This window comes from Novosphingobium fluoreni, assembly GCF_014196615.1.
Taxonomy (GTDB): Bacteria; Pseudomonadota; Alphaproteobacteria; order Sphingomonadales; family Sphingomonadaceae; genus Novosphingobium; species Novosphingobium fluoreni.
In genome coordinates this window covers 384,849-409,568 of the sequence record NZ_JACIDY010000002.1, presented here as the reverse complement: position 1 = coordinate 409,568, position 24,720 = coordinate 384,849, and the positions used below count along the sequence as shown (strand labels likewise).

Below are 24,720 nucleotides of genomic sequence, written 5' to 3'. Positions count from 1 at the left end.
CGCATGAAGGTACAGGTCCTCAATCTCGACGGTTCGAACGCCAACGGCGATATCGAGCTTTCGGACGACGTGTTCGGCCTCGCGCCGCGCGCTGACATCCTCCACCGCGTTGTCACCTGGCAGCTCGAGAAGCGCCGCGGCATTGCCCGCGCCACGCGCGAGCGTTCCGACGTTGCCCGCACCGGCAAGAAGTTCGGCAACCAGAAGGGTGGCGGTACCGCTCGTCACGGCGACCGCGCTGCTCCCGTCTTCATCGGCGGTGGTAAGGCTCACGGTGCCCGTCGCCGCGAGTTCAATCCTTCGCTCAACAAGAAGGTTCGCGCGCTTGGCCTGAAGATGGCTCTTTCAGCCAAGGCCCAGAGCGGCCTGATCGTGGTCGACACGCTGGACGGCGTCGAAGCCAAGACCAAGGCTCTGGCCGGTCAGTTCGCAAAGGCGAACTGGGGCAAGAAGGTCCTGGTGATCGACGGCGACACCGTGAGCGAGAACTTCGCACGCGCTGCCGGCAACCTCGTCGGTGTGAGCGTGCTCCCTGCCGTGGGCGCCAACGTCTACGATATCCTGAAGCATGACACGCTGGTGCTGACCCGCTCGGCTGTCGAGAAGCTGGAGGCGCGTTTCGCCCCCACGGGAGTGGCTGAATAATGGCTAAGAACCAGCAGGTGGATGTGCGTCATTACGACGTGATCCTCTCGCCCCACATCACCGAGAAGTCGACGATGCTTTCCGAGCATAACGCCGTCGTCTTCAAAGTGGCGGACAAGGCAAGCAAGCCCGAGATCAAGGCTGCCGTAGAAGCGCTGTTCTCCGTCAAGGTGACCGGCGTGAACACGATCGTCGTCAAGGGCAAGACCAAGCGCTGGCGCGGTAAGGAATACCGCCGCAGCGACGTGAAGAAGGCGATCGTCACGCTGGCCGAAGGCCAGTCGATTGACATCACCGAAGGCGTGCGGGGCTAACCGATGGCACTGAAGAAATATAACCCGACCAGCCCCGCTCGCCGCGGCCTGGTCCTCGTCGACAAGTCCAGCCTGCACAAGGGCAAGCCCGTCAAGGCGCTGACCGAAGGCAAGCACAAGACCGGTGGCCGCAACAACAAGGGCCACGTGACCTCGCGCGGCATCGCCGGCGGTCACAAGCAAAAGTACCGCTACATCGACTTCAAGCGTCGCAAGTGGGACCAGCCTGCCACGGTCGAGCGCCTGGAATACGATCCCAACCGCACGGCATTCATCGCTCTCGTCAAGTACGAAGACGGCGAACTGGCCTACATCCTGGCGCCGCAGCGCCTGGGCGTTGGCGATCAGGTCGTCGCCGGTGAGAAGACCGACGTGAAGCCCGGCAACGCGATGCTGCTGGCGCAGATGCCGGTCGGCACGATCTGCCACAACGTCGAGATGAAGCCCGGCAAGGGTGGCCAGATCGCCCGTTCGGCCGGTACTTATGTGCAGGTCGTCGGTCGTGACCGCGGCATGGTCATCGTTCGCCTGAACTCGGGCGAGCAGCGTTACCTTCGCGGCGATTGCATGGGCACGGTCGGTGCGGTGTCGAACCCCGACAACGCCAACCAGACTCTCGCCAAGGCCGGTCGCAAGCGCTGGATGGGTCGTCGCCCGCTGACGCGCGGTGTCGCCAAGAACCCGGTCGACCACCCGCACGGTGGTGGTGAAGGCCGGACCTCGGGTGGTCGTCACCCGGTCACGCCTTGGGGCAAGCCGACGAAGGGTGCTCGCACTCGTCACAACAAGCAGACGGACAAGATGATCATCCGTTCGCGTCACGCCAAGAAGAAGAGGTAAGTCACGATGGCACGTTCCGTCTGGAAAGGCCCCTTCGTCGACCTCTACCTTCTCAAGAAGGCCGAAGTCGCGCAGGATGCCGGCACCCGCGCTGGTCCGATCAAGACCTGGTCGCGTCGCTCCACCATTCTCCCGCAGTTCGTGGGCCTGACGTTCCAGGTCTACAACGGTCACAAGTTCATCCCCGTCGCGGTGAACGAGGACATGGTCGGTCATAAGCTGGGTGAGTTCGCTCCCACCCGCAGCTTCCCCGGCCACGCCGCCGACAAGAAGGGCAAGCGCTGATGAGCAAGCAAGCAGCACCCCGTCGCGTCGGTGACAAGGAGGCTCTGGCCGTCAACACCACGATCCGTGGTTCGGCGCAGAAGCTCAACCTCGTTGCCGGCCTGATTCGCGGCCGCCGCGCCGAGGATGCGATGAACATTCTCGCGTTCTCCAAGAAGGGCATGGCCGACGAGGCTCGCAAGGTTCTCGCATCGGCAATCGCCAACGCGGAAAACAACCACAACCTGGACGTCGACGCGCTCGTCGTGGCCGAGGCTTCGGTGGGCAAGTCGATCACGATGAAGCGTTTCCACGCTCGCGGTCGCGGCAAGTCCACTCGCATCCTCAAGCCGTTTTCGCGCCTGCGGATCGTCGTTCGCGAAGTCGAGGAGGCCTGAGCCATGGGTCACAAGTCGAACCCCATCGGTCTGCGCCTGCAGATCAACCGCACCTGGGACAGCCGCTGGTTTTCCGAAGGTCGTGAATACGCCGGCATGCTTGAGGAAGACCTCAAGATGCGCAAGTTCATCATCGAGACCCTGCCTCAGGCAGCGATCTCCAAGGTGGTGATCGAGCGTCCTGCCAAGCTGTGCCGCGTGTCGATCTTTGCCGCCCGCCCGGGTGTCATCATCGGCAAGAAGGGCGCGGACATCGAGAAGCTGCGGAAGCAGCTCGCCGCGATGACCAAGAGCGACGTGAAGCTCAACATCGTCGAGATCCGTAAGCCGGAAGTCGATGCCAAGCTCGTCGCCCAGGGTATCGCCGATCAGCTGATCCGTCGTGTCGCGTTCCGTCGCGCCATGAAGCGTGCCATGCAGTCAGCGATGCGTCTTGGCGCTGAAGGCGTGAAGATCATGTGCGGTGGCCGTCTGGGCGGCGCCGAGATCGCTCGTGTCGAGCAGTACCGTGAAGGCCGCGTGCCATTGCACACCCTGCGCGCCAACATCGACTATGCCGAAGCCGAGGCGCTAACCGCTTATGGCATCATCGGCATCAAGGTGTGGGTCTTCAAGGGCGAGATCCTTGGGCATGACCCGATGGCGACGGACCGGCTGATGATGGAGGCTCAAACCTCCGGCGTCCGTCCGGCACGCTGAGCAGTAGGATAGAGTAAGCACCATGCTGCAACCGAAAAAGACCAAGTTCCGCAAGGCCTTCAAGGGCCGCATCCACGGCAACGCCAAGGGTGGCACGGATCTGAACTTTGGCTCCTACGGCCTCAAAGCCATGGAACCGGAGCGGATTACCGCCCGCCAGATCGAAGCCGCCCGTCGCGCCATCACGCGCCACATCAAGCGTCAGGGACGCCTGTGGATCCGCGTGTTCCCCGACGTGCCGGTTTCGAAGAAGCCTGCCGAAGTCCGCCAGGGTAAGGGTAAGGGCGCGAATGAATACTGGGCAGCCCGCGTGAAGCCGGGTCGCATCCTGTTCGAGCTGGACGGCGTTGCCGGCCCCCTCGCCGCTGAAGCCTTCAGCCGCGCCGCGATGAAGTTGCCGATCAAGACCAAGGTCGTCGCCCGCCTTGGCGACACGTCGCACCTGGGAGGTGAGTGATGGCAAAGTTCGAGGATCTCAGCGCCAAGACTGATGACCAGCTCCAGGACGATCTGTCCGAGCTGAAGCGCGAGCAGTTCAACCTGCGTTTCCAGGCGGCTACGAGCCAGCTCGAGCGTCCTGCTCGGATCAAGGAAGTCCGTCGCGACATCGCCCGCATCAAGACGCTGCAGACGCAGCGCTCTGCCGACGCGGCGAAGTAAGGAGACCAACGATGCCCAAGCGTATTCTGACGGGGACCGTGGTTTCCGACAAGACTGACAAGACCGTGACCGTGCTCGTCGAGCGCAAGGTGAAGCACCCGCTGTACGGGAAGATCATCCGGCGCTCGAAGAAGTACCACGCCCATGACGAGGACAACGCCTACCACACTGGTGAGCGGGTCCGGATCGAGGAGACCAAGCCGATCTCCAAGACCAAGTCGTGGAAGGTGCTCGATCGCCTGCAGGCGAGCAAGGGTACCGCTCTCGAGGCAAACCTCGACGTGGACAACGCCCGCTAATCTGCTATGGGCGCCGTTCCCCGGCGCCCATTCAGGTATTTTGCCGGGCTCGAAGTATTTTTGGAACTGCCGGACTTGTTCCGGCAAGCCGTTGAGAAGGAACCGGATCTATGATCCAGATGCAATCCAATCTCGACGTCGCGGACAACAGCGGCGCCAAGCGCGTCCAGTGCATCAAGGTGCTGGGCGGGTCTAAGCGTCGGTTCGCGGGTGTCGGAGACATCATCGTGGTGTCGATCAAGGAGGCGCAACCGCGCGCCCGCGTCAAGAAGGGCGACGTTCACCGCGCTGTGATCGTTCGTACCCGCAAGGACGTGCGTCGCACCGATGGCAGCGTGATCCGCTTTGATTCGAACGCGGCCGTGCTGATCAACAAGAACGAGGAGCCGATCGGCACTCGTATCTTCGGCCCCGTGGTCCGCGAACTTCGCGGCCGTGGCTTCATGAAGATCATCTCGCTCGCTCCGGAGGTGCTGTAATGGCCGCCGCTAAGATCAAGAAGGGCGACTCCGTCGTCGTTCGTTCGGGCAAGGACAAGGGCCGCACCGGCACCGTCGTTCAGGTCATGCCGAAGGATGGCAAGGTCGTGGTGGAGGGCATCAACGTGATGACCCGTCACCGCAAGCCCAGCCAGACCAACCCGCAAGGTGGTATTGACCGCCTGCCCGCTCCGATGGCGATCAGCAAGGTCGGCCTGGCCGATCCCAAGGATGGCAAGGCGACACGCGTGCGCTTCGAAACCAAGGACGGCAAGAAGGTCCGCGTGGCCGTGAAGTCCGGGGAGACGATCGATGGCTGATAAGTACACTCCGCGCCTCCGCTCCAAGTATGAGGCCGAGATCGCCAAGGCGATGACCGAGAAGTTCGGTTACAAGAACGTGATGCAGGTTCCCCGGATCGAGAAGATCACGCTCAACATGGGCGTGGGCGAGGCGAGCCAGGACAAGAAGAAGGTCACGACCGCCGCCGCCGAGATGGAGGCGATTGCCGGCCAGAAGCCTGTGATCACCAAGGCGCGCAAGTCGATCGCGCAGTTCAAGCTGCGTGAAGGCATGCCGATCGGTTGCAAGGTCACCTTGCGCCGTGAGCGCATGTACGAGTTCCTCGACCGTCTGGTCACGATCGCGATGCCCCGCATCCGCGACTTCCGTGGCCTGAACCCGAAGTCGTTCGATGGCCGCGGGAACTATGCGATGGGCTTGAAGGAGCAGATCATCTTCCCAGAGATCAGCTACGACAAGATCGACAAGGTGCGTGGCATGGACATCATCGTCACCACCAGCGCGAAGACCGATGACGAAGCGCGCGAGCTGCTGCGTCTGTTCGGTTTCCCGTTCCCGGCAGAAGCTGCCGAAGAGAAGCAGGCCGCGTGAGCGGTCGAATGAAGAGAGCTTAAGTCCATGGCGAAACTGAGTTCCGTGAATAAGAACGAGCGTCGCAAGAAGCTCGTCAAGAAGTATGCCGGCAAGTATGCGGCCCTGAAAGCCGTTGCCGACGACACCTCCCTCGACGAGACCGAGCGTCTGATCGCCCGCCTCAAGCTGGCCGAAATCCCGCGTAACGCCAACCCGACCCGGGTTCGCAACCGTTGCGCCACGACCGGCCGCCCGCGTGGCTACTACCGCAAGTTCGGTATCAACCGCATCGAGATCAGAAACCTTGGCAACAAGGGCCTGATCCCCGGTCTGGTCAAGTCGAGCTGGTAAGGATCATTTGAAATGGCTTTGACCGATCCCCTGGGTGATATGCTCACCCGCATCCGCAACGGCCAGCAGGCGAAGAAGGATTCCGTCCTCTCGCCGGCTTCGAAGCTGCGCTCACGCGTGCTCGAGGTGCTGCAGCGCGAAGGTTATATCCGTGGCTTCAGTGATGACGCTACCGGTGCCCACCCGCAGCTGCGTATTGAGCTGAAGTATTTCGAGGGCGAACCCGCTATCAAGCACATCGCCCGTGTCTCCAAGCCGGGCCGCCGCGTCTACTCGGGTTCCAAGGAACTCCCGGTGATCCGCAACGGCCTTGGCATCACCATCGTCTCGACGCCGCGTGGCGTGCTTTCGGATGCCGAAGCGCGTACGCAGAACGTCGGTGGCGAAGTGCTTGCGGAGGTGTTCTGATGAGCCGCATCGGCAAGCGTCCCGTCGCGATCCCCAGTGGGGTGACCGCCGACATCAAGGACGGTATCCTCTCGGTGAAGGGCCCCAAGGGCACCCTTACCCTCACCATGCGCGACGAGATCAGCTACACGCTCGACGACGGCGCGATTTCGGTCAAGCCTGCCAACGACACCAAGGAAGCGCGTGCTTTCTGGGGCATGCAGCGCACCCTTGTTTCGAACCTCGTTGAGGGCGTGACGACGGGCTTTACCAAGACGCTCGAGATCACCGGTGTCGGCTACCGCGCCAACTCGCAGGGCAAGACCCTGAAGTTGCAGCTCGGCTATTCGCATGATGTCGACATCGCGGTGCCGGAGGGCATCGAGATCAAGACGCCGGACAACACCACGATCGAGATTTCTGGTAACGACAAGCAGAAGGTCGGCCAGATCGCGGCTGAGATCCGTCGCTGGCGCAAGCCTGAGCCTTACAAGGGCAAGGGCATCAAGTACCGTGGCGAGTACATCTTCCGCAAGGAAGGGAAGAAGAAGTAATGGCCAAGCTCAACCTCTTCGATCGCCGCAAGCGTCGCGTCCGTACGTCGCTTCGTGCGCGCTCAGGCAGCCGCCCTCGCCTTTCGGTGCACCGTACCGGTCGTCACATCTATGCGCAGATCATCGATGATGCGCAGGGCCGTACGCTCGCTGCCGCCAACACGCTTGGTGCCAAGGGCACCGACATGGAAGCCGCGACCCGCGTGGGTCAGCAACTGGCCGAGAAGGCCAAGGCTGCTGGCGTCACTGCAGTCGTGTTCGACCGTGGTGGTTTCCTGTTCCACGGCCGCGTCAAGGCGCTGGCCGAAGCCGCCCGTGAAGGCGGGCTGGAGTTCTGATGATGGCAGACGAAAACAACAACGAGCAGCCGATCGCGGCTGAAGCACCCCAGGGTGTCGACGCAGCGCCCGAAGCCGGTAACGGCTACCAGGGCCAGGGCGGCTTCGGCGGCGGCCAGGGCGGCGGTCGCGGTGGTAACCGTGGCGGCGGCGGTAGTCGTGGCCGTGGTGGCGACAACCGCGGCGGTGGCCGTGGCGGTAACGATCGTGGCGGCCGTGGCCGTGACGACCGTCGTGGTCGCGGTGGCGACGATGACGGTGGTGAGGAGCTGATCGAAAAGCTCGTCCACATCAACCGCGTCTCCAAGACCGTCAAGGGCGGCAAGCGCTTCGGTTTCGCCGCGCTGGTCGTGGTGGGCGATGGCAAGGGTCGTGTCGGCTTCGGTCACTCGAAGGCGCGCGAAGTGCCTGAGGCGATCACCAAGGCGACCGCTTCCGCCAAGAAGAAGATGGTGCGTGTTCCCCTCAAGGAAGGACGCACTCTGCATCACGACGGCAAGGGCCACTTCGGCGCTGGTCGCGTGAATGTGCGCACGGCGCCTGCGGGTACCGGCATCATCGCCGGTGGTCCGATGCGCGCCGTGTTCGAGAGCCTGGGCGTTCATGACGTGGTGACCAAGTCGGTCGGCACTTCGAACCCCTACAACATGATCCGCGCTACCTTCGACGCGCTGACCAGCCAGACTTCGCCGAAGTCGGTTGCGCAGCGTCGTGGCAAGAAGGTTGCCGACCTGCTCGGCCGCGGTGGTGCTTCCGAGGTAGAGGCTGAAGCCGCTGCCGAAGCAATCGCGGAGTAAGCGACATGGCAACCATCAAGATCAAGCAGATCGGTTCGCCGATCCGCCGCCCTGAGAGTCAGAAGAAGATTCTCATCGGTCTGGGCCTCGGCAAGATGCATCGCGTCGTCGAGCGTGAGGATACCGCCGAAGTGCGCGGCGCGATCGCCAAGCTGCCGCACATGGTGGCAATCGTCGACTGAGACAGTTTCCGCCAAGGTGGAATGCAAATCAGCCCCGGCCACAAGCCGGGGCTTTTTTGTTATCCGAGGCACTCTGTTGGCCGTCATTGAGCTGGGGGCTTGGGATTAATACTCACGCCTGACTTGGCGGCTTGTGAGGTATTGTCCGCCTAAGCCGCGTTCGTGAACGAGGCGGAAATCATGATGACACCCAACACCACCGCCCTCTCGGCGAAAGTCTGGCGCGGTGCCCTGGACGAACTCGCCTTGGTAGCCTCTGCCAGCGGGGTCGCTGCGACCAAGGACAGGCTGAGCGAACTGGTTATCCTGCTTATGCTCGCGCCCGAGCCCCATATGCTGCTGGGGGTCAACGCGATCGCGCCTGATCGACTTCGCGCGCTCGTGGACGTCGAAGCATTCGATACGGCACTGATGGCGATGCTGGGCAGTCCACTCGGCTTCCTGCTCTCACGCGGCCAGGACGGGGAGAGTTTGGCGACCATAGCTCTGCCCGGTGCTCTGCAGGAACAGTCCGCCTCGGGCGCGAGCCCTGCACTGGCGCTTATCGCCGCACTCGCACTGTCGCTGGGAAACCGCCGCTCTTTGACGCAGCCCATGCGATCGCAGGCCCTGCCTGCGGAGCGTCGCGTCCTTCACTAAGACGGTCGCCCAAATAAAAAGGGCGGGCGATCCGCTCGCCCGCCCCTTTCGATTACAGAGGAAACGTCAGAGGGCGATAACGCCCCCGTCATCCTTAGTAATGGCAACGATCGCCGAGCGCGGGCGCACGGTCGCGGCGACGCTGGCGTTGCCCTGCGAGTCCGGCCAGTGGCTGGAAGGAGCCGCGGGGGTACCATCTTCGCCCGGATGCTGAATGCCGACGAACAGCGTGCGGCCGTCCGGCGTCATGTCGATCCCGGTGATCTCGCACTGCACCGGGCCCACCAGGAAGCGGCGCAGCGTGGCCGCAGTGGCTGATGCACCAGCGAAGGTCGCCTGCGTGGCAGTCGCGCCGGTGGAGTCCTTGTTGGTAATGGTCTTAGCAGCGCCATCGCCAACCATGCCGGGAATCGCGGCGAGCAGCATGCAGTTCGTGCGATCGGTCAGCGCGCCGTCGTCCGTCTCGATCCACAAGACCGGCTTGACCTGGCCCAGCGCATTTGTCGGGCGTGAGAAGTACAGGCCGTCCGGGCTGGAGAAGTCGTTTTCGGCAGTCAGGCCCGAGATGTTCACATCCGCGTTTGCGTCTGCTGAATCCGCGCCGAACAGGTAGATGTCCCAGCGGAAGCTGGTTGCCGCCTGATCGTCGCCCGCTTCGCGCAGGCGAATGATGTGGCCGTTGGGGTTGCCGTACTGCGCCGTGTTCGCCGATCCCTTCGGATCGTTGTAGTGACGCGGATTGGCGGCATCGGTGCCCGCCAGCGGGCGACCAGCAGCGTTGTTGTTGGTCAGCGTCAGATAGATTTCGCCCGTCGCCGGATTGCCGGCGGTCCACTCCGGACGATCCATCGGCGTCGCCTTCACCGCGTCGGCGGCAAGGCGGCAATTGACGAGGATGTCGGCCTGATCGGCAAAGGCGTACGTTGCCAGATCGGGAACCTGACCGAACACCAGCGGCAGCCACTGGCCATTACCATCCGCGTTGAACTTGGCGACATAGAGCGTGCCGGCATCAAGGTACTTGTCACCCATGGCGATGCGGTTGCCCGAGTTGGCGTCAGCCTGCGCGAAGGTGGTGTTCGACACGAACTTATAGAGATATTCGCGGCGTGAATCGTCGCCCATGTAGACCGCCAGCTTCTTGCCGGGAACGGCCTGGACGAAGGCACCCTCATGACCACAGCGTCCCAACGCGGTGCGCTTGCGCGGCGTCGACGAGGGATCGTAGGGGTCGATCTCTACCACCCAGCCGAACTGGTTGGGCTCGTTGCGGAAGTCCTGCTTGGCATCATCCGCCTTGGCGCGCGCGTCCCAACGGGTAAACAATGTGTCGCTGGTGGCGACCGACGACCAACCGTAGTTGCCGGTGGTGCTGGTCACGCCGTAGCGCGACAAGGCCACGCGTTCCTTGGCGGAACGCTTCGCGGTATCCGTGCCCGCGCCCGAACCGTCGCGGCGGAAGTAGCCGGCCCAGTTCTCTTCGCACGTCAGGTTGGTCGCCCAAGGCGTAATGCCATTGGCGCAATTGTTGATCGTGCCGCGGCCCTTGCTGCCATCGGGCGAGAATGCGGTGGAGAGCAAGGCCGAGCCTGCCGCCGGCCCCGTGAACTGCATAGGCGTCGCCGGCGTGATACGGCGATTGAAAGCACTGGTGGGCACATAGCTCCACTTGCGATTGCCGGCATCGGCATATTCGCTGACGCTGACGCCGTGGGCCATCATCTCCTTGAGCGCCTCGCCCTGCGGACGGCGGCCGCTTGCATCCGTGGTCGGACCGGCGGGGTGGAGATACTGGACGTTCAGATTTTCGTGGTTCTGCACCATCAGGCCACGCGTGCTGCTGCTGTCGTCGCGCGCGCCCGAGCTGCCGAGGCCGAAGAAGTGCAGCGCATCGCCATGATCGCCGATGCGCTTGTCGAAGTCTGCATCGGTGCCGTTGTTGGCGTAAGCCGAAAGGCCTGCCGCGAGCGGATCGCCCAGACGCGTCATCACCGTGACCGAGTATCCGGCGGGAACGGTGACGATATCATTGAGGTTCTTGGCCACGGCCGCGAAGCCCAGGACCGCCGGGTTGACGCGAACCGTGCTGCGAGCGCTGGCGTTCAAGCCGCCACTTCCGATGTTGGCGCCATAGGCGAAGACCAGGTCCGTGCCGGTGCTGACCGCTGGGGCGATGAAGGTGGCGGTGGTATCGTCCACCCGCGTGAGGGTTACGGCGGGGCCGCTGATCTGGGTCCAGGTGCCGGTGACGGTCTGGCTCGATACGGTGACGGTCAGCGTGACCACGCGGCCGGCGCTGGTCGCGGCGACGTTGCCAGGCGTCAGCACCGGGCCGTTCGATAGGTTGTCATCACCGCCGCACGCCGACAGCATGGTGGTGCCGAACACCGCCATGCTGGTCGCGCCCAAGCCGCCCATCAGCGCCTTGCGACGCGAGAAGCGCTCGGCCGCCAGGCTCTCCAGCGACGGTTCCAGGCTGCGGTTGGTATCGACATCACCATCGGTATAGCCGGTGATGGAAACGGAATTGGTCATGGTGTCCCCCGGGGCTCTATTGCCGGGGCTCTCCTATGGCCAGACCATGACAGGATTGCGCACATTGCGTGACAGTTCCGAGGCAACGGCCCCCGAACACAGGAGCCCTCACACCGCCGGGTACACGCCCTCCAGCACGCGCTCGAAATGCCGCTTCACCCGCGCGTTACACGTGCACGCCCGCCGCGAAAGGGCGTGCGCGTCCGTAACCTCGATGCCGCCCCGGCGCGTGCGGACGATGTCATCGAGCTTGAAGCGCTGCACCACCCGGCTCGCGTAACTGCGGCCGATGCCCATCATCGCCGCCAGTTGCTCTTGGGTCATCGCGATATCATTGCGGCCGATGCGCTCGGTCGCCGCGATCAGCCACTTGGCGGCGCGCTGCTCTATCGTATGAATCGCGTTGCAGGCGATCGACTGGAAAACCTGCGCCATCATGCAATCGGCGTAGCGGGTGAACAGCGCATCCACTGCTGGAGAAGAGCGCTTCACCCGCTCCAACCGATCGAGCGGGATTCGATAAAACGCGCCTCCGTTCATCACATTGGCGCGAGCGAACGACGGCGCGATCCCGGCGCTGACGATGCCGCCAAGCGCGCCTTCCCGTCCAACCATCAACGTCTCGACGATTGAGCCATCGTCGGTAAGCACAAAGTACGAGGCGATCGAGGCACCGAGCGGGAAGTAACAAAAATCGACGTTCTGATCTGGCTCATAGAGAAGATCGCCCGTGGTGAAATGCACTTCGGTCAATTGGTCAAAAAGAACTTGTCGATCATTCTGACTTAGCACGTTCAACAGTTCGCTTTGATCGAGCATCGACCTCTCCAACAGCGTCGGATTACGCGCATTGGGCGCAAAACGGGGGGTAAGCGCAGTAGTTCCACGGCATGCATTTTGGGGCTGGCCACAGCACCTATGGTCGTATCTGTTTTCGTTAAGGAAGACCCCATTAAGGGCATGGAGACGACCTTTAACGCACTGCAGTTGCAGCAAATCGGTGGACAACCTCAGGTGATTGCAGCAAAGAGAAGCGTGGAGACTTATTCACTTAACATGCAACCGTTGCTCAATCATTTGCGTGAGGCGACCGCCGCTTCGCATGATCGCCTGGACACCGCATTCGGATCGCTGGACCTCAGCGAACGCGCGGATTACGCACGCTTCCTTGCTGGCCACGCGATCGGCATGTCGGCGCTGTTTCCGGCCTTCCGCACATTCGTCGAGCGAGACCTTGGCACCCCCTGCCCTGATTATCCCGCCATGCTGAGCAGTGATCTAGCGACGCTAGGAATCGATGCCGGCGACCTGCCAAATGTTGCCGTGTCTGATGGGCTCACTCCCCTGGCCACTGCATACGTTTTGGCCGGCTCACGGCTGGGCCTCGCGATGATCCGCCGCAACGGCTATTGGGGCAAGGCGCAAGGCCATCCCTCCGCCTATATGGAGGATGAGCGGGGGCAGGCGATCTGGAAGGACGTGGTCGCCCGGTTGAAGCAGTCGCAACTTACCGAGGGCGACGCTGCGCCCGAACGGGCAGGCGCGATCGCCGCATTCGATACGTTCAGCGAAGCCTTCGCCGCCAGCGCCCCGGCGACCGCGCAATAGTCATGGCGGACGGCATGCATCAGGTCGACCTTTCGACCTGCGATCTCGAACCGATTCACATCATCGGTCGTATCCAGAGCTTCGGCTGGTTGATGTCGTTCTCCAGCGACTGGATCATCAACCACGCCTCGCAGAATTGCGACCAGATCTTCGGCGCGCTGGCGATGGACATGATCGGTCGGCCCGCGACGCAATTTATCGCCGCCAGCGCGCTGCACGATATCCGTACCCGGCTGCAGATCCTGGGCTCTGCCGACTCTGTGGAGCGGATGTTTGGCCTCGATCTGATGGAGGACGGGCGCGCGTTCGATGTCGCGCTGCATGCCTCGGGGCGGTCTTTCATCCTCGAAATCGAGGAGAGCGAGGCGGGTAACCGCCGCGATTACGTCAGCTACGTCCGCCCGATGATTGACCGCATGCGCAAGGCGGGCACCACGGAGCAACTCTGTGCGGCGGCGGCGCGTCATCTGCGTGGGCTGACCGGTTTCGACCGGGTGATGATCTACCGCTTCGAGCCGAGCGGCGCGGGCGAGGTGATCGCCGAGAGCCTGAACGGCACTGTCGACAGCTTCCACGGCCTGCATTTCCCCGCCTCGGACATTCCTGCCCAGGCGCGGCGGCTCTATGCGCGGAATATTCTGCGCATCATCACCGACATCGACGATCCGACGGTGCCAGTGGTTCCGGCGACGAACCCCAACGGCGAGCCGCTGGATCTGTCGATGAGCGGGCTGCGCGCCGTCTCCCCGATTCACATCGAATACCTGCGCAACATGGGCGTGAAGGCCTCCATGTCGGTATCGATCATGCAGCGAGGCAAGCTGTGGGGCCTGATGGCGTGCCATCACTATTCACCCCTCCGCCTGTCCTACGCGATCCGCACCGCGGCCGAACTGTTCGGTGAATTCTTCTCGTACATGCTGGATCAGCGCGAGAGCGACTACGCCTTTGAAAAGCGTGGCGATTCCATGCGCCTGCATGACGAAATCATGGCGCGTGTCGCAGGTGGCGACTCGCTGCTCAGCGCTTTTGAGGATTTCGCCGATTCGATCGGCAAGGTTATCCCGTTCGACGGTATCGTCGGATGGGTAGACGGCCAGTTCATGGCCCGCGGCTCCACCCCCACGCAGCCGCAGTTCGAGGCCCTGGCGCGATTCCTCAACACTGCCGGTGCCAGCACCGTATGGTCGACCGACAATATCACGTTGGTATATCCGCCCGCGCACGATTTTGCCGAGCAGGCGTCGGGCCTGCTGGCGCTACCCGTGTCACGCAGCCCGCGCGACTATATCGTGCTGTTTCGCAAGGAACATCTGACCCAAGTCTATTGGGCGGGCAATCCGGAGAAGTCGATCGAGTTCGGCCCGAACGGCCCGCGCCTGACACCGCGAAAGAGCTTTGACCTCTGGAAGGAAGAGCGCCGGGGGTATTCGTTACCTTGGACACCGGAACAGATTTCCGCCGCCGAGTCGCTCCGCGTCACCTTGCTGGAAGTCGTGCTGAGGCTGGCCGACGCCGCCAATGCCGAACGGGAGCAAGCCGGCAAGCAGCAGGACATGCTCATCGCCGAGCTGAACCACCGCGTTCGCAACATCTTGAACCTCATTCGCGGTTTGGTCACGCAGTCGAAGGAAGGCGCGACCACCATCGATCAGTTCGCCGAGATTATCGGCAGCCGCATCCACGCCCTCGCCCGTGCGCACGATCAGGTGACGCAGACGGACTGGTCGCCTTCGTCGCTCTACAATCTCATTCGCACCGAGACAGACGCCTACGCCAGCGACAGCGCCGATCGCGTTCGCATCGAGGGGCCGGACGCGCTGGTCGCGCCCAATGCCTTCACCACGTTGGCTCTCGTCATCCATGAGATGATGACCAATTCGTGCAAGTACGGCTCGTTGTCGGCCTCGCGCGGCCATGTCGCCATCAGCATCAGCAATGGCGATGACGGTTCGCTGGAGATCGACTGGTCGGAAGTCGACGGCCCCGAAGTGAAAACCCCGACCCGTCGCGGGTTCGGATCTACCATCATCGAACGGACCATTCCGCACGAACTGAGCGGCATCGCCACGATCGACTACCCGAAGAGCGGCGTTCGCGCCACTTTCGTCATCCCCGGCGAGCACATCGCCGCTTACAATACCCCCATGCCTTCTTCCTACGAGGTACCTTTGTCCCCTGCGGATGTCCGGGAAAATGCGCCCGAACTGTTCTCGGCATCGGCGCTCATCGTGGAAGACAATGTCATCATTGCGATGGAGGCGGAGGACGTCTTGCGCGACCTGGGCTTTTCCAGTTGCCATATCGTCGGATCAGTGCGGACAGCGCGCCAGGTCATCGAGGAAGAGACGATCAGTTTCGCGATGCTCGACGTGAACTTGGGCAAGGAAACGAGCGAAGAGATCGCCGAGTTGCTGCGAGATAAGGGCGTGCCCTTCATCTTCGCCAGTGGTTACGGAGATCGTTCGTTCACCACGTCGCGGTTTGAGGGCGTCCCGGTGATCACCAAGCCTTATTCGGAGCGGGACATTAGTCTGGCCATCGCTCGCTTGAAGCAGGCCTGAGGCAATACCGCCCCTACTCGCCGCGGTTCAGGGCCGCTACGGGCAGACCGCTTCCAGGAAATCGACCAAGCCCCGTTCTTCGCGCGATAGCCATTGCGTGGCGCGCGGCAGCTTTTCCGGCATGACCGGAGCCTCCGTGCCGCCCTTCGCCGCTGCCACGATGGCGGGATGCACATAGGATTTGCGCGCGATCGTCGGCGTATTGCCCAATCGCTCGGAAACATCCGTCATCAGCGCCTTGAGCGATAGTCCCGGTTCTTCATGTAGCCGGCAGAATGCGAACGCGCTGGCTGCCCATGTGCGGAAATGCTTAGCGGTGAAGGCATCGCCCATGATCGCGTGGATATATTCGTTAACGTCATGGCTATCGACCGGAACTGCCTCACCTGCCTCATCCAGATACTGAAACAAGTGTTGCCCGGGCAGATCCTGCATCAAACGGACGCAGCGAACCAGCTTCTTGTCATCGCAATCGATCTCATGGACTTTGCCAGACTTGCCGCGAAAGCGAAGGCGCAACATGCCGCGATCAATGCGAGCATGACGGTTGCGCAGGGTTGTCGCGCCAAAGCTTTTGTTCTGCTTGGCGTATTGCTCGTTCCCGATGCGGATCGCCCCGGTATCCAGCAGCGAAATCACCGAGGCGATCGCTCGATCCCGCGTCAGCTTGCGCGAGCTGAGGTCTTGCGCCACCCGCTTACGGACCGCCGGCAATTTGCGACCGAACTGGGCACACAGATCGAACTTCGCCGCCTCCCGCTCCTCCCGCCAATCGGGGTGGTAGCGATATTGCTTGCGGCCCCGTGCGTCATAACCGAACGCCAGCATGTGGCCATCCGGGCGTGGGCAGAACCAGCAATTCTCGTAAGCTGGCGGCAAGGCAATCCGGTTTAGCCTGTCGATCTCGTCACGATCTTTGATCCGCTCTCCGGCCGCAGAAAAATACGCCCATTTGTCGCCACGAACCTTTCGCCGCGTGATGCCGGGCATACTGTCATCGACAAAGCGCAGGCTGGGCATGGCGCGGTAAACCTTTCCGTGTTCACTCACGACAAGGCGAGCAATGCTTTAACGCATCAAGGGCAAGGAGGTTTTTTGCGGCCCGGCGCGGCATTGCCCTAAAGGTCACTCGCCCGTCTCCCCGTCAGAACATATATCGAACATAATGGCAAAAATGTCCCTCAAAGAAAAGCTCGAGGTCTTGGCGGACGCGGCCAAGTACGATGCTTCATGCGCATCGTCCGGAACGGCCAAGCGGGACAGCCTTAAAGGCGGGATCGGTTCCACGGAAGGCATGGGAATATGTCACGCCTATGCACCGGATGGTCGGTGCATCTCGTTGCTGAAAATACTCCTCACCAACTATTGCCAGTTTGATTGCCACTATTGCATCAACCGTAAAAGCTCCTCCGTTCGGCGCGCGGCCTTCACCGTGGATGAGGTGGTCGATCTAACGATCGGTTTTTACCGCCGTAACTATATCGAGGGGCTATTTCTTTCCTCCGGTATAATTCGCAACTCGGATCATACGATGGAGCAATTGGTGCTCGTCGCGCGCAAACTGCGAGAAGATCATGGCTTCAAGGGTTACATCCACCTGAAAACCATTCCCGACGCTGATCCGGAAATCGTCGCGCAAGCAGGATTGTGGGCCGACCGCGTTTCGATCAATATCGAACTGCCGACGACCAGCGCGTTGACTCGCCTGGCTCCTGACAAGTCGGAAAAGCGCATAACCGGCGCAATGGCTGAGATGAAGACATCGATACTGGAAGCCAAGGAAGCGTCCCGCAAATTCAAGTACGCGCCCCGGTTTGCTCCGGCCGGGCAATCAACGCAGATGATCGTCGGCGCCGATGCGGCAACGGATGTGCAGATCATCGATCGCGCGTCATCGCTCTATCAGGGGTACAAGATGCGCCGCGTCTATTATTCGGCATTCTCTCCCATTCCTGATGCCAGCGCAGTCCTTCCTCTACAAAGGCCGCCATTGATGCGCGAGCATCGCCTTTATCAATCAGACTGGCTTCTGCGATTTTACGGTTACGAGCCTTTCGATATTCAGGATGCCGCAGAAAACGGCATGTTGCCTTTGGACATCGATCCGAAGTTGGCATGGGCGCTCAAATTCCGTAGCGCCTTCCCTGTCGACGTAAATCGCGCAGAGCGTGAGCGCTTATTGCGGGTGCCCGGTTTGGGGGTGAAAGCGGTCAAGACCATTCTCGCCACTCGCAGATACCGTCAATTGCGCCTTGATGACGTGGCGCGGCTGACGCAATCGATCGCCAAGGTGCGTCCGTTTATCGTCACCTTGGATTGGCGCCCCACCTTGCTGATCGATCGCGCGGATTTGCGTCGCCTTGTGGCTCCGGTTGAAAAGCAGCTGGAATTGTTCGCCGGCTGAGAATGACTCGCGCTAGAAACTTACTTGGTCTCCGATCCGTTGATAGTGGAAAGGAGATCCCCCATGGCTGATGCACGTATCTTTAAAGATTTGAAAGCCGATCACGATCGTCACCGCAAGATGTTCGCGAAACTGAGCGATGCGAAAAGTGACAAGCGCGAAAAGCTGTTCGAGGAGTTGCGCCAAGAGTTGCAGGCCCATGCCGCCGCAGAAGAAGAGTCACTCTACTCGACGATGCTGGCCATCCCCGAACTGCGCGACGAGGCGCGTCATTCAGTATCCGAGCATAAGGAAATAGACGACTTCCTGGGCGAATTGATCGAACTCGATATCGCTTCCGACGATTGGTCGGAGAAGTTTGGCAAATTGCAGCATCGCTACTTCCACCACATTGATGAGGAGGAAGAGGAAATGTTTCCAGAGGCCGCCAAGACCTTGAGCGAAGCCGACGAAGCGCGGATCGCCAAGGTTTTCGAAAAGCGTAAGCCGAAGGAACTGGAAATCGCTGCCGAAGAAAAGCCGGGTGACGAACGCGAGTAATCCTCTTCCCGCCGAACCAATGCGCGCCGCCCCGGCGCGTGTTGTTCGTCTGGCGGCAGAAGATGACTGGGATGGCTGGCGCGATGCCGCGCGCCGCCTCTTGGCCGCTCGCGTAGCTCCAGACGCAATCGTCTGGCAGGCCCGTGAGTCTGCAGACGATCTTTTCGCGGCTGGCGGAAACGACCTTCCCCCCGAGCCTCAGCTAGAACTTCGGGTTCCGCGTGCCTTCCCCGCGCTGGCAAAATCGGCACTTCTGCATAAAGATTCAGAGCGTTTCGCGCTTCTTTATCGCCTGCTTTGGCAGGTGACAGAGCATCCGGGCCTTCTCAACGATCACGCCGACCCCCTTGTTCGACGAGTGGAACTGATGGCGAAGGCGGTCCGACGCGACATTCACAAAATGCATGCATTCGTCCGCTTTCGCGAGGTTGAGGTGCTCGTTGAAGAGGGGGCGGAAGGGCATACCCGCTTTGTCGCTTGGTTCGAGCCGGAACATCATATTATCCGGGCGACCGCCGGCTTCTTTGTCCGGCGATTTGCGCAGATGGCATGGTCGATCCTGACGCCGGAACTATCTGTTCACTGGGATGGCGAAGTTTTGAGCGAAAGCATCGGCGCTGATCGCTCGCAGGCACCGTCCGGCGATCCGCTTGAGGACATGTGGAAGGCGTATTACGCCGCGATCTTCAACCCGGCTCGGCTGAAAATTGGCGCGATGACCAAGGAAATGCCGCGCAAGTATTGGAAGAACTTGCCCGAAGCGCAGCTGATCGCGCCGCTGATCGCAGGCGCACAAGCAAGGGAGGCCACCATGGTCGCACAGCATGTCGCGCCGGATGAGCGCGGGATCTCTCTCCAAGGCCTTGCCGAAGAGGCACAGGAATGCCGTCGCTGTCCGTTATGGAAGGGCACGAACGGATGCGTTTTCGGTGAGGGCCCCGGTGACGCCAAGCTGATGATCGTGGGCGAGCAACCCGGCGATGAGGAGGATAAGGCGCATCGGCCCTTCGTAGGCCCTGCCGGCGGTGTCCTGGATCGCGCTTTGACGCAGGCTGGGGTGGAACGCAGCGCTGTCTATCTCACCAATGCCGTGAAGCACTTCAAATTCGAGATGCGCGGCAAGCGACGCATCCATCAGAAACCCGATACTTCGGAAATCGAAGCGTGCCGGTGGTGGCTGGACCAGGAAATTAGGTTGGTGCGACCGCGCACAGTCCTGATGCTGGGTGCCACCGCTGTCAGAGGCGTCACCGGTAAGGCCGCTACGATTGGCAAGATGCGTGGAAGTCCGCTACATCTGCCGCAAGGGGATGGACTAGTGACGTGGCATCCTTCCTACATCCTTAGATTGCCGGACAAGGACGCGGCCGATCGCGCCTATGGCAATTTGGTGGAAGATCTCAGTCTTGCTCTCGAAAAGTCACGCGAACACTGAGCAGCCTTTGGGACAGTATTAAGCGCTGCTTGGAACGTCACAGATAGCCTTGCGTTAATTTCGTCGACGCTGCGAGAAGCTCAGTCGAGGAGTGACATAATGGATAAGGATACGCGCGAAACATTCTGGAAGGCGTTTCAGGATAGCCCTTTCATCATGATGCGGCTTGAGAATTCAAACGAGCATGCCGAACCGATGACGGCACAGCTGGATCGTGATGCGCATCATGCCATCTGGTTTTTCTTGGCTCGCGATAATCGCATTGCTGCCGGCGGCGCGGCGATGGGGCAGGTTGCCACCAAGGGTCATGACGTCTTTGCCTGCATTTCGGGTAATCTCGTCGAGGAAACCGACACGTCTATCCGCGAGAACCAGTGGAATCAGGTTGTTGAAAGCTGGTTTCCAAACGGCAAGAATGATCCGAACGTATTGATGCTGCGCTTCGACATCAACGACTCCGAAGTGTGGATCTCTGATATGTCGATCAAGGGCAAGTTCAAGATGCTCACCGGCATGCCGATCAAGCCAGGCGAAGCTGGCGAACACGCAACCGGCCCTGTGTGATACAAAAGAACCGCCGGTGCGACGCATCGGCGGTTCCCATTATAAAAAAAACTTAAACCTGCATTAGATACTCATCGCGGATGAGGCTCTATGAGGCTTTAAGAAGCTCGTCACTAGACAGGGGCTGCAGCTCTGCCGGGCGAGGCATGGAAAGCGTCTTATCCAACGCATAAGCGACGGCGCCCTCAATCGTTTCCCGCGAAAAGGGCTTATGGATCACACCTACCGCAGTTCTGACGGGGGTACCGATCTGACCTGAATTTGCCGTCACATATATAATAAGAGTATTATAGCGTTCGCAGAGCAATCTCGCGATCAGGGGGCCGGTCGGACCATCTCGAAGATTGAGATCTACCAATGCGACATTCGGCGCTTTTGACACTGCTTCAGCAGAGGCAAAATCAGGAACCGTGGCCACTACATCGTAGCCACGGTCAACGAGGATGTCTTCAAGTTGGAGGGCGACTAAAAACTCATCCTCGACGATGACGACCTTCGCGTCGTTCATGCCATTAAGTCCACACTGACCTAGCATGGTCTCAAGCGGCCAGAATGTTCGCATCTTCAGTGTTGGCTATCTTCACCAACTCGTCGAAGAAGGCATCGATCGCTTCGCCGCTCAATACAAAGTTGTGGCGGAAGTCCGGAAGCTGTCCCGACTCGATGATCTTGCTGAGCATTGAGCGAGCGCGGCAAATTCGGCTTTTCACAGTGCCTAGCGCAATGCCGCAGATATCGGCGATTTCTTCGTATGAGAGATTACCCGCCGCAACAAGCACGAGGGCTTCGCGGTACGTTTCTGGTATAGCGGTAAGCGCACGGAGAACGTCGCCCAATTCGATCGCGCTCTCCTGGCTGGCGGGGGCGCGCAGGATACGTTCAGCGGCAAGTTCATCGTATTCGCCATGGAAGCGGGCACGACGGGCTTCGCTGTAGAAATGATTGCGCAGGATCGTGAAAGTCCATGCCTTGAAATTGGTGCCCGCTGCATAGCGCTCGCGCGCCGCCCATGCCCGCAGCATGGCTTCCTGCGCCAGATCGTCTGCGCGATCACGACAGCCGCAAAGGCCACGCGCGAAAGCCCGGAGATGCGGGGCTACATCGGTGAGAGCGCGCTTGAAATCGCGGTCGCTGAGAGACTTGGCAGGCTCAACCTCCAAGATCATCGATGCTGTCATACGCTTCCCTCCGTCTGCCTCTGTCGAAATGTGAACGTATCTCCGCGGAGAATGGTTCCTGAGTCACACAGCAGGTGCCGCGAAAGCCAGGGTAAGCCGATGAGATGACGAGAAACTTTGCTGAAATGAATTTTCGATGGGAACATCGGGTAGCTGACCGAACACCGACATTCCCGCCTTTGGCAGGGCAGAAAAAGTTGAGGCCCCCGTCCTGGGTGGGACGAGGGCCTCGGGATCGGATCACCACCGGTTGCGGGGGGGTGGGAGGGCCAGTGGTGATATTGGTGAAACATCCTGGCCAGAAAAGAGTTCCCCGAAAAGATGCGACATTCCAGCAGCCACAGGGCACTCTTTCAATTTTTCTTGAGGCCATGGAAGATGTCGCGCTGCACGAAAGTGAGTAGCCCCAAACTTGGCTTGCCACTTCAATCAACCGTGCTAGGCTTTCAGCCTGGCGGCTTAAACCGTTCACATTTGAACATTATATCGCGCCACCCTTTCAAGGATCAAGCATGTCTGTCTCCGACCAGATCAGCGTACAGCTACCTTACCTGCGCCGCTACGCACGCGCGCTCACCGGCTCGCAGCAGTCTGGAGACGCCTATGTAAGGGCTACGCTAGAAGCAGCCCTGGCAGATCAATCGTTGCGTGCCGATATCGCCCGCAGCCGGGCCGCGCTCTATGGCGCCTTCACGCGGATCTGGGCGACGTCGCATGTCGATGAACCCGTAGGTGCGGATCATGGCGATCTGCACGAACAAGCCGCACAGACCCGCCTCGCCACTATTGCGCCCACTCATCGGCAGGCGCTTCTGCTGACCACCGTGGAGGAATTCTCCCGAGAAGATTGCGCGGACATCCTTGACGTCGAAACCGGTGAGGTGGACACGCTGGTACGCCAGGCGATCGAGGAGATCGAAAGCGAGTCCACCACGGACGTTCTCATCATCGAGGACGAGCCTTTGATCTCCATGCAGTTGGAGGGCTTGGTTTCAGAGCTCGGCCATAACGTGGTCGGTACTGCGGCCACTCGCTCGCAGGCGCTTGAACTGTTTCGCAACAACCCGGCTGGTCTGGTCCTTGCGGACATTCAGCTGGCAGACGGCAGTTCCGGTATCGATGCGGTGGAAGATCTTTTGAAGTTCGGTGACGTGCCCGTGATCTTCATCACTGCTTATCCCGAAAGGCTGCTTACCGGCGAACGCCCCGAACCTACCTATCTGGTGACCAAGCCGTTCCAGGAAGCGACCGTCCGGGCCGCGATCAGCCAAGCCCTGTTCTTCGGGTCGAGCCGGCCTTTGATGTAATCTTCGCAAATCTCAGCAGAAAGGGCGGCCGCGCGATGCGCTAGCCGCCCTTTTTGTATGCTCTGAGGATGGTGTCCCCTGAGAATCTATCAGTCCTGCTCACCGCGGCGCAGACTGAATTCCTTCGTAACGCGCACGGGCACCTTCAGACGGCATTCTACGCCTCGCGGCAGGAACTGCAAGTTGACGTCAGACCGCAGCTCGTGCGCCACGATCTTTTCAATCAAATCCCTTCCGAACCCGCGCTTGTTGGGCACTGCAACCGGTGGGCCACCCTCCTCGCGCCAGTGCAGCTCGGCATGGTCGGGATCGATCATCGACCAGTGAACGTGGATCCGCCCGGCGTTCGTGCTCAGCGCGCCGTACTTGGCGGCATTAGTGGCTAGCTCATGGATCGCGAGTCCGAGGGACATGGCGTCGTTAGGCGCGAGCTTGATCTCCGGGCCGCTCATTACGACGTGTGGCTCATTACCCTCCATGTAGGGCGCCAGTTCCGAACGCACGATGTCACCCAGCGGCGCGTTGCTCCAGTCAGTTTGCGACAGGAGGTCATGTGTCGCGGACAGAGCGCGGATGCGGGCCGTCAGGCTATCGGTAAAATCGTCGATGTCCGTGGACCGACGGCGCGTGAGAGCGGCGATCGACAGCACATTTGCCAAGGTGTTCTTCACGCGATGGTTCAATTCGCGAGTCAGGGAGTTGCGGATTGCCGCCTGCCGGCTCAGCCACTCCAACACCCGGCGGTCCTCCACCGCGCGGCGAGTGATCAGCCTGCCGATCGCCATGACCATGAGCGAGGTGATGACGCCGAAGAATAACGTGATGCGTGCCATCGCCGAGAGCGCGCCCGTCTTCTTGTCGCTGACACGGATGATCCATTCGTGGCTGCCGACGTCAATCTTGCGCTCCATCGCCGCCCCGCTACTGCCGGAAGCCTTGCGTTGCGCCAGAAGATTTTGCGGGGTTACCGCACCATCGAAAATGCTGACTTCGATCTCTTCATTGCGGAACAGCTCGGCTGCGCTTTCCACGAAGTCGTCAGCGCGAAAAGGGCTGTAGACGAAGCCCTTCACCGTATCGCGACGGCGCGCGTCGATGACCGGCATGTATATCAGGAACCCCGGTACTTGCCTGTTTTGCTCCTGGGCTAAAAAGATGCGACCGGAAGTGACAGGCTTGCCGGTTCGCATCGCCAGTTCCATCGCACGGCGACGCACCGGCTCGGAATACATGTCGAAGCCGATGGCCTTGCCGTTACTCAAAGACGACGGTTCAAGATAGATGATCGGTGTCGCGAACTTCGGGACTGGACCGTTACCCGCCTTGACTGAGGACGGGTCTGGCCAAATGCGAAAGTCCGGTGTTCCGCTGGCCCGTTTGGCATTCTGGAAAGTGATCGCGTTCTCACGGCGCAGCAGGGGCGCCCAACCGACGCCCAGCGACCCGTAGAGATTGCCGCTGGACTGCAGATCGCTGGAGAACTCGGCTATCTGGGCCTGGGTTACATCCTGCTGGGTGGCGAACAGCGCCGACGCCGCGCGTAGCAGCGCGATATTCTCCGTCACCCGCCGCTGCATCGCCGAGGAGATTTCGGTAAGATTGCGATCCAGCTCAACCTCGCGACGCTGCTGGTCCGAGCGCTCGATGGCCATGACGCTGACGGCGGTGCCGATGCTGGCAATCACGAAGAGCAGCAGCGGCCAACCACGCGGATAGCGGTGGAACCACGCCTGCTTCTCCATTCTATCCAGCAAGGTGTCGTCAGCCACGACCGGAACCGTCCTTTATCTATCCCGGCACCCTGCCCGGCAGTGTTATTTTGGTCGCACGACATGGACGCGGCATATCGCGCGGACAAGTCTT

Annotated in this window: 32 protein-coding genes; 26 read left to right on the top strand and 6 right to left on the bottom strand. The window is 61.0% G+C overall.

Annotated features, from left to right (window positions below; genetic code table 11):
* Positions 1–3 precede the first annotated feature (3 nt).
* From rplD to GGR39_RS05565, 19 genes are all read left to right on the top strand, one after another.
* Complete coding sequence (gene rplD / locus GGR39_RS05655; protein WP_183616235.1) at positions 4–645, top strand: 50S ribosomal protein L4; 642 nt, start codon at positions 4–6, stop codon at positions 643–645.
* On the top strand, positions 645–959 hold the full coding sequence (locus tag GGR39_RS05650) for a 50S ribosomal protein L23 (RefSeq protein ID WP_058737546.1): 315 nt from the start codon (positions 645–647) through the stop codon (positions 957–959). Before rplD ends, GGR39_RS05650 begins: the two co-directional genes overlap by 1 nt.
* A gap of 3 nt (positions 960–962) precedes the next feature.
* Entirely contained in the window at positions 963–1,799 is an 837-nt protein-coding gene (gene rplB, locus GGR39_RS05645; protein ID WP_058737547.1) for a 50S ribosomal protein L2, read from the top strand.
* A gap of 6 nt (positions 1,800–1,805) precedes the next feature.
* Entirely contained in the window at positions 1,806–2,084 is a 279-nt protein-coding gene (gene rpsS, locus GGR39_RS05640; RefSeq protein WP_058737548.1) for a 30S ribosomal protein S19, read from the top strand.
* Positions 2,084–2,461 (top strand): 50S ribosomal protein L22, encoded by a 378-nt coding sequence (rplV, locus tag GGR39_RS05635; RefSeq protein ID WP_058737549.1) that lies wholly within the window; start codon positions 2,084–2,086, stop codon positions 2,459–2,461. Before rpsS ends, rplV begins: the two co-directional genes overlap by 1 nt.
* Positions 2,462–2,464: 3 nt before the next feature.
* Complete coding sequence (gene rpsC, locus GGR39_RS05630) at positions 2,465–3,160, top strand: 30S ribosomal protein S3 (RefSeq protein WP_058737550.1); 696 nt, start codon at positions 2,465–2,467, stop codon at positions 3,158–3,160.
* Positions 3,161–3,182: 22 nt separating this feature from the next.
* On the top strand, positions 3,183–3,617 hold the full coding sequence (gene rplP, locus GGR39_RS05625; protein WP_058737551.1) for a 50S ribosomal protein L16: 435 nt from the start codon (positions 3,183–3,185) through the stop codon (positions 3,615–3,617).
* Positions 3,617–3,820: a 50S ribosomal protein L29 gene (gene rpmC, locus GGR39_RS05620; protein ID WP_183616234.1), complete on the top strand. Its 204-nt coding sequence runs from the start codon at positions 3,617–3,619 to the stop codon at positions 3,818–3,820. The genes rplP and rpmC overlap by 1 nt, the downstream gene beginning before the upstream one ends.
* Positions 3,821–3,831: 11 nt before the next feature.
* Positions 3,832–4,119, top strand: coding sequence for a 30S ribosomal protein S17 (rpsQ, locus tag GGR39_RS05615; protein ID WP_058737553.1), 288 nt, complete (start codon positions 3,832–3,834; stop codon positions 4,117–4,119).
* A gap of 110 nt (positions 4,120–4,229) precedes the next feature.
* Positions 4,230–4,598: a 50S ribosomal protein L14 gene (gene rplN, locus GGR39_RS05610; protein ID WP_008828228.1), complete on the top strand. Its 369-nt coding sequence runs from the start codon at positions 4,230–4,232 to the stop codon at positions 4,596–4,598.
* Positions 4,598–4,918, top strand: coding sequence for a 50S ribosomal protein L24 (rplX, locus tag GGR39_RS05605; RefSeq protein WP_058737554.1), 321 nt, complete (start codon positions 4,598–4,600; stop codon positions 4,916–4,918). Before rplN ends, rplX begins: the two co-directional genes overlap by 1 nt.
* Positions 4,911–5,492: a 50S ribosomal protein L5 gene (rplE, locus tag GGR39_RS05600; protein WP_183616233.1), complete on the top strand. Its 582-nt coding sequence runs from the start codon at positions 4,911–4,913 to the stop codon at positions 5,490–5,492. Before rplX ends, rplE begins: the two co-directional genes overlap by 8 nt.
* Positions 5,493–5,519: 27 nt before the next feature.
* Complete coding sequence (gene rpsN / locus GGR39_RS05595) at positions 5,520–5,825, top strand: 30S ribosomal protein S14 (RefSeq protein WP_058737556.1); 306 nt, start codon at positions 5,520–5,522, stop codon at positions 5,823–5,825.
* Between the two features lie 12 nt (positions 5,826–5,837).
* Positions 5,838–6,233 carry a 30S ribosomal protein S8 gene (gene rpsH, locus GGR39_RS05590; protein ID WP_058737557.1) on the top strand — a complete coding sequence of 132 codons (396 nt, stop codon included), beginning with the start codon at positions 5,838–5,840 and terminating at the stop codon, positions 6,231–6,233.
* Complete coding sequence (rplF, locus tag GGR39_RS05585) at positions 6,233–6,766, top strand: 50S ribosomal protein L6 (protein ID WP_183616232.1); 534 nt, start codon at positions 6,233–6,235, stop codon at positions 6,764–6,766. Before rpsH ends, rplF begins: the two co-directional genes overlap by 1 nt.
* On the top strand, positions 6,766–7,104 hold the full coding sequence (gene rplR, locus GGR39_RS05580) for a 50S ribosomal protein L18 (protein WP_159870564.1): 339 nt from the start codon (positions 6,766–6,768) through the stop codon (positions 7,102–7,104). Before rplF ends, rplR begins: the two co-directional genes overlap by 1 nt.
* A gap of 2 nt (positions 7,105–7,106) precedes the next feature.
* Entirely contained in the window at positions 7,107–7,901 is a 795-nt protein-coding gene (rpsE, locus tag GGR39_RS05575; protein ID WP_246388361.1) for a 30S ribosomal protein S5, read from the top strand.
* 5 nt (positions 7,902–7,906) lie between these two features.
* The gene (rpmD, locus tag GGR39_RS05570) at positions 7,907–8,083 is read left to right on the top strand and encodes a 50S ribosomal protein L30 (RefSeq protein ID WP_183616231.1); all 177 of its coding nucleotides are present in this window, start codon (positions 7,907–7,909) and stop codon (positions 8,081–8,083) included.
* A 180-nt stretch (positions 8,084–8,263) separates the two neighbouring features.
* A complete protein-coding gene (locus tag GGR39_RS05565) occupies positions 8,264–8,722 on the top strand; it encodes a hypothetical protein (RefSeq protein WP_183616230.1) in 459 nt (152 codons plus the stop codon).
* Positions 8,723–8,788: 66 nt separating this feature from the next.
* Here GGR39_RS05565 and GGR39_RS05560 read toward each other — a convergent pair whose 3' ends face one another.
* Together GGR39_RS05560 and GGR39_RS05555 are read right to left on the bottom strand one after the other, a co-directional pair.
* Positions 8,789–11,257, bottom strand: coding sequence for a PhoX family protein (locus tag GGR39_RS05560; RefSeq protein ID WP_183616229.1), 2,469 nt, complete (start codon positions 11,255–11,257; stop codon positions 8,789–8,791).
* A gap of 108 nt (positions 11,258–11,365) precedes the next feature.
* Entirely contained in the window at positions 11,366–12,265 is a 900-nt protein-coding gene (locus GGR39_RS05555; protein ID WP_246388360.1) for a Crp/Fnr family transcriptional regulator, read from the bottom strand.
* A 27-nt stretch (positions 12,266–12,292) separates the two neighbouring features.
* Between GGR39_RS05555 and GGR39_RS05550 the strand changes: the two genes are divergently transcribed.
* Together GGR39_RS05550 and GGR39_RS05545 are read left to right on the top strand one after the other, a co-directional pair.
* Positions 12,293–12,865, top strand: coding sequence for a biliverdin-producing heme oxygenase (locus tag GGR39_RS05550; protein ID WP_343055786.1), 573 nt, complete (start codon positions 12,293–12,295; stop codon positions 12,863–12,865).
* 2 nt (positions 12,866–12,867) lie between these two features.
* On the top strand, positions 12,868–15,429 hold the full coding sequence (locus tag GGR39_RS05545) for an HWE histidine kinase domain-containing protein (protein WP_183616227.1): 2,562 nt from the start codon (positions 12,868–12,870) through the stop codon (positions 15,427–15,429).
* Between the two features lie 36 nt (positions 15,430–15,465).
* Here GGR39_RS05545 and GGR39_RS05540 read toward each other — a convergent pair whose 3' ends face one another.
* A complete protein-coding gene (locus tag GGR39_RS05540) occupies positions 15,466–16,479 on the bottom strand; it encodes a DNA topoisomerase IB (RefSeq protein WP_425490583.1) in 1,014 nt (337 codons plus the stop codon).
* Positions 16,480–16,594: 115 nt separating this feature from the next.
* On the opposite strand from GGR39_RS05540, the gene GGR39_RS05535 reads away from it, so the two are divergent.
* The 4 genes from GGR39_RS05535 (at position 16,595) to GGR39_RS05520 (ending at position 20,372) form a co-directional block, all read left to right on the top strand.
* A complete protein-coding gene (locus GGR39_RS05535; protein ID WP_183616226.1) occupies positions 16,595–17,833 on the top strand; it encodes a putative DNA modification/repair radical SAM protein in 1,239 nt (412 codons plus the stop codon).
* Positions 17,834–17,896: 63 nt separating this feature from the next.
* Positions 17,897–18,373, top strand: a complete 477-nt coding sequence (locus GGR39_RS05530) for a hemerythrin domain-containing protein (RefSeq protein WP_058737567.1) — start codon at positions 17,897–17,899, stop codon at positions 18,371–18,373.
* A gap of 19 nt (positions 18,374–18,392) precedes the next feature.
* Complete coding sequence (locus GGR39_RS05525) at positions 18,393–19,808, top strand: UdgX family uracil-DNA binding protein (RefSeq protein ID WP_183616225.1); 1,416 nt, start codon at positions 18,393–18,395, stop codon at positions 19,806–19,808.
* A 99-nt stretch (positions 19,809–19,907) separates the two neighbouring features.
* A complete protein-coding gene (locus GGR39_RS05520; RefSeq protein ID WP_183616224.1) occupies positions 19,908–20,372 on the top strand; it encodes a pyridoxamine 5'-phosphate oxidase family protein in 465 nt (154 codons plus the stop codon).
* 88 nt (positions 20,373–20,460) lie between these two features.
* On the opposite strand, the gene GGR39_RS05515 is transcribed toward GGR39_RS05520, so the two are convergent.
* The gene (locus tag GGR39_RS05515) at positions 20,461–20,880 is read right to left on the bottom strand and encodes a response regulator (protein WP_183616223.1); all 420 of its coding nucleotides are present in this window, start codon (positions 20,878–20,880) and stop codon (positions 20,461–20,463) included.
* A 31-nt stretch (positions 20,881–20,911) separates the two neighbouring features.
* Positions 20,912–21,550, bottom strand: coding sequence for a sigma-70 family RNA polymerase sigma factor (locus GGR39_RS05510; protein WP_183616222.1), 639 nt, complete (start codon positions 21,548–21,550; stop codon positions 20,912–20,914).
* Positions 21,551–22,062: 512 nt separating this feature from the next.
* Here GGR39_RS05510 and GGR39_RS05505 point away from each other — a divergent pair.
* Entirely contained in the window at positions 22,063–22,857 is a 795-nt protein-coding gene (locus tag GGR39_RS05505; protein ID WP_183616221.1) for a response regulator, read from the top strand.
* A gap of 89 nt (positions 22,858–22,946) precedes the next feature.
* Here GGR39_RS05505 and GGR39_RS05500 read toward each other — a convergent pair whose 3' ends face one another.
* On the bottom strand, positions 22,947–24,626 hold the full coding sequence (locus GGR39_RS05500) for a CHASE domain-containing protein (RefSeq protein WP_183616220.1): 1,680 nt from the start codon (positions 24,624–24,626) through the stop codon (positions 22,947–22,949).
* Between the last annotated feature and the right edge of the window lie 94 nt (positions 24,627–24,720).

What these genes read in the sequence shown, in the direction of transcription:
- rpsN (WP_058737556.1), top strand. Translation starts at nt 5,520, where the DNA reads ATGGCGAAACTGAGTTCCGTGAATAAGAACGAGCGTCGCAAGAAGCTC.
- rplP (WP_058737551.1), top strand. Translation starts at nt 3,183, where the DNA reads ATGCTGCAACCGAAAAAGACCAAGTTCCGCAAGGCCTTCAAGGGCCGC.
- rplX (WP_058737554.1), top strand. Translation starts at nt 4,598, where the DNA reads ATGGCCGCCGCTAAGATCAAGAAGGGCGACTCCGTCGTCGTTCGTTCG.
- rplN (WP_008828228.1), top strand. Translation starts at nt 4,230, where the DNA reads ATGATCCAGATGCAATCCAATCTCGACGTCGCGGACAACAGCGGCGCC.
- rpsE (WP_246388361.1), top strand. Translation starts at nt 7,107, where the DNA reads ATGGCAGACGAAAACAACAACGAGCAGCCGATCGCGGCTGAAGCACCC.
- rpmC (WP_183616234.1), top strand. Translation starts at nt 3,617, where the DNA reads ATGGCAAAGTTCGAGGATCTCAGCGCCAAGACTGATGACCAGCTCCAG.
- GGR39_RS05535 (WP_183616226.1), top strand. Translation starts at nt 16,595, where the DNA reads ATGGCAAAAATGTCCCTCAAAGAAAAGCTCGAGGTCTTGGCGGACGCG.
- GGR39_RS05510 (WP_183616222.1), bottom strand. Translation starts at nt 21,550, where the DNA reads ATGACAGCATCGATGATCTTGGAGGTTGAGCCTGCCAAGTCTCTCAGC.
- GGR39_RS05525 (WP_183616225.1), top strand. Translation starts at nt 18,393, where the DNA reads ATGCGCGCCGCCCCGGCGCGTGTTGTTCGTCTGGCGGCAGAAGATGAC.
- GGR39_RS05515 (WP_183616223.1), bottom strand. Translation starts at nt 20,880, where the DNA reads ATGAACGACGCGAAGGTCGTCATCGTCGAGGATGAGTTTTTAGTCGCC.
- GGR39_RS05530 (WP_058737567.1), top strand. Translation starts at nt 17,897, where the DNA reads ATGGCTGATGCACGTATCTTTAAAGATTTGAAAGCCGATCACGATCGT.
- rplR (WP_159870564.1), top strand. Translation starts at nt 6,766, where the DNA reads ATGGCCAAGCTCAACCTCTTCGATCGCCGCAAGCGTCGCGTCCGTACG.
- rplD (WP_183616235.1), top strand. Translation starts at nt 4, where the DNA reads ATGAAGGTACAGGTCCTCAATCTCGACGGTTCGAACGCCAACGGCGAT.
- rpsQ (WP_058737553.1), top strand. Translation starts at nt 3,832, where the DNA reads ATGCCCAAGCGTATTCTGACGGGGACCGTGGTTTCCGACAAGACTGAC.
- GGR39_RS05505 (WP_183616221.1), top strand. Translation starts at nt 22,063, where the DNA reads ATGTCTGTCTCCGACCAGATCAGCGTACAGCTACCTTACCTGCGCCGC.
- rplF (WP_183616232.1), top strand. Translation starts at nt 6,233, where the DNA reads ATGAGCCGCATCGGCAAGCGTCCCGTCGCGATCCCCAGTGGGGTGACC.
- GGR39_RS05545 (WP_183616227.1), top strand. Translation starts at nt 12,868, where the DNA reads ATGGCGGACGGCATGCATCAGGTCGACCTTTCGACCTGCGATCTCGAA.
- GGR39_RS05650 (WP_058737546.1), top strand. Translation starts at nt 645, where the DNA reads ATGGCTAAGAACCAGCAGGTGGATGTGCGTCATTACGACGTGATCCTC.
- GGR39_RS05520 (WP_183616224.1), top strand. Translation starts at nt 19,908, where the DNA reads ATGGATAAGGATACGCGCGAAACATTCTGGAAGGCGTTTCAGGATAGC.
- rplV (WP_058737549.1), top strand. Translation starts at nt 2,084, where the DNA reads ATGAGCAAGCAAGCAGCACCCCGTCGCGTCGGTGACAAGGAGGCTCTG.
- rpsS (WP_058737548.1), top strand. Translation starts at nt 1,806, where the DNA reads ATGGCACGTTCCGTCTGGAAAGGCCCCTTCGTCGACCTCTACCTTCTC.
- GGR39_RS05560 (WP_183616229.1), bottom strand. Translation starts at nt 11,257, where the DNA reads ATGACCAATTCCGTTTCCATCACCGGCTATACCGATGGTGATGTCGAT.
- rpsH (WP_058737557.1), top strand. Translation starts at nt 5,838, where the DNA reads ATGGCTTTGACCGATCCCCTGGGTGATATGCTCACCCGCATCCGCAAC.
- rplB (WP_058737547.1), top strand. Translation starts at nt 963, where the DNA reads ATGGCACTGAAGAAATATAACCCGACCAGCCCCGCTCGCCGCGGCCTG.
- rpsC (WP_058737550.1), top strand. Translation starts at nt 2,465, where the DNA reads ATGGGTCACAAGTCGAACCCCATCGGTCTGCGCCTGCAGATCAACCGC.
- rplE (WP_183616233.1), top strand. Translation starts at nt 4,911, where the DNA reads ATGGCTGATAAGTACACTCCGCGCCTCCGCTCCAAGTATGAGGCCGAG.
- GGR39_RS05565 (WP_183616230.1), top strand. Translation starts at nt 8,264, where the DNA reads ATGATGACACCCAACACCACCGCCCTCTCGGCGAAAGTCTGGCGCGGT.
- rpmD (WP_183616231.1), top strand. Translation starts at nt 7,907, where the DNA reads ATGGCAACCATCAAGATCAAGCAGATCGGTTCGCCGATCCGCCGCCCT.